The sequence below is a fragment of the Mycobacterium sp. THU-M104 genome, assembly GCF_049197365.1.
GTDB lineage: Bacteria > Actinomycetota > Actinomycetes > Mycobacteriales > Mycobacteriaceae > Mycobacterium.
This window is the reverse complement of the sequence record NZ_JBMIOP010000205.1, coordinates 1-1,729: the sequence shown is the minus strand read 5'-3', so window position 1 is coordinate 1,729 and position 1,729 is coordinate 1. Positions and strand designations below refer to the sequence as shown.

The window sequence follows — 1,729 nt, the reverse complement described above, 5'->3', positions numbered from 1 at the left end:
ACACCCTGCGTCCCGACATCATCACCGTCCCGTTGCGGGGCGTCGAGCCCTGCCACGTGGTGCTCGCCACGCGCGCCGGGGACCGGGGCCGGTTGGTGGCGGCGTTCCGCAAGCTCGCCGAGGCGCACCTCACAGGCCCGCCGTGCTGAGGCCGGGCGGCCGTACGGAGCGCGGCGCCGATTCAACCCTCGGGCAACACAGGTGGCGGCCGATACTGCGGCTCGTAACCGGAAACGTGGATCGGGCCGGCGACGAGCCGGAAGTCGCCCGCGGCCACCACGACCTCCGGGATCGCTTCGAGCGCCTCGGGCAGCGTCCGGACGGCGGCCGCCGGCACCCCGAGGGGACGCAGCCGGCGCTCCCAGCCGACGGCGGTATCGGCCGCGAGCATCGCGGTGACGACGGCGAGCACCTCGTCGCGCCGCTCCACCCGTTCGGCCATCGTCTCGAACCCACCGATGCCCGCCTCGGCGGCGAAGGACTTCCAGAATCCGTCGTGCGTGACGAACAGCGCCAGGTGCCCCTTCGACGTCGGAAAAAGCTGGGCGGGAACGTAATACGAGTGCGCACCGTACGGCCGCCGTCGCGGCTCGACGCCGTCGTTGAGGTAGGCCGCGGCGTGGTAGTTCAGCTGCGAGAACATCACGTCGCGCAGCGACACGTCCACCTGCCCGCCGGTCCCCGAGACGACCTTGGCCAGCAATCCGAGCGCCGCGCACATGCCGGTGGAGTTGTCGGCCGAGGAGTAGCCGGGCAGCGTCGGAGGACCGTCGGGGTCACCCGTCAGGGCGACGACGCCGGTCGAGGCCTGGACGACGTAGTCGAAGGCGGGGTCGTCACCGCCATACAGCCCGAAGCCGGTGATCGCCACGCACACGATCCGCTCGTTGTGGCACCGCAACGCCTCGTAGGTAAGCCCCAGCCGGCGAATGGCCGACGGCTTCAGGTTCACCAGCAGGGCGTGGGCGCCGGCTACCAGATCGCGCAGCCGAGCTTGTCCTGCAACGGAATTCAGGTGCGCAACGCGAGCGTGGTGGACTCCTCGGTGGGCAGCGCGAACGGCTCGTCCCAGGCCGCGGTGAACATCGACTGCACCCCGCCCAACACCGCCGCCATCGCCTCGTAGGCCACCCGGACGACGTTGTTGCGCGCCTGCGGGCCATACAACGACGCGCCTCCGCACACGCAGCCGAACCGGAACATCGACGCCTTGTCGGTGGCCGCCCCGTAGCGCTCGCGCACGATGGTGGCCCAACGGCGCCGTCCCGCAAGGTATTTGGCGATCTCCTCGAAGAAGTCGCCGTGGGTGTAGAAGAAGAACGAGATCTGCGGCGCGAACTGGTCGATGCTCATCCGGCCGCGGGCCACCACGGTGTCGCAATAGGTGACGCCGTCGGCCAGGGTGAACGCCATCTCCTGCGCCGCGTTGGCGCCGGCGTCGCGGAAATGGGCCCCGGCCACCGAGATCGCGTTGAACCGCGGTACTTCGGCCGCGCAGAACTCGATCGTGTCGGCGATCAGGCGCAGCGAAGGCTCCGGCGGCCAGATCCAGGTACCGCGCGAGGCGTACTCCTTGAGGATGTCGTTCTGGATGGTCCCGGTCAGCGTGACCCGCGGGATACCCTTCTTCTCGGCCGCGGCGACGTAGAAGGCCAGCAGGATGGCGGCGGTGCCGTTGATCGTCATGCTCGTGCTGAGCTTGTCCAGCGGAATGCCCTCGAACAGGATC

At 69.7% G+C, this 1,729-nt stretch carries 3 pseudogenes; 1 reads left to right on the top strand and 2 read right to left on the bottom strand.

The annotated features are described in order from the left end of the window. A pseudogene (locus tag ACOJVU_RS16100) lies at positions 1 to 149 on the top strand (LysR family transcriptional regulator); the annotation flags it as partial. Between the two features lie 32 nt (positions 150 to 181). Here ACOJVU_RS16100 and ACOJVU_RS16095 read toward each other — a convergent pair. Both ACOJVU_RS16095 and ACOJVU_RS16090 read right to left on the bottom strand, forming a co-directional pair. Further along, positions 182 to 1,018, bottom strand: a pseudogene (locus ACOJVU_RS16095) (CoA transferase); the annotation flags it as partial. Next, positions 1,015 to 1,729 (bottom strand): annotated as a pseudogene (locus tag ACOJVU_RS16090) (methylmalonyl-CoA mutase family protein); the annotation flags it as partial. The pseudogenes ACOJVU_RS16095 and ACOJVU_RS16090, both read right to left, overlap by 4 nt.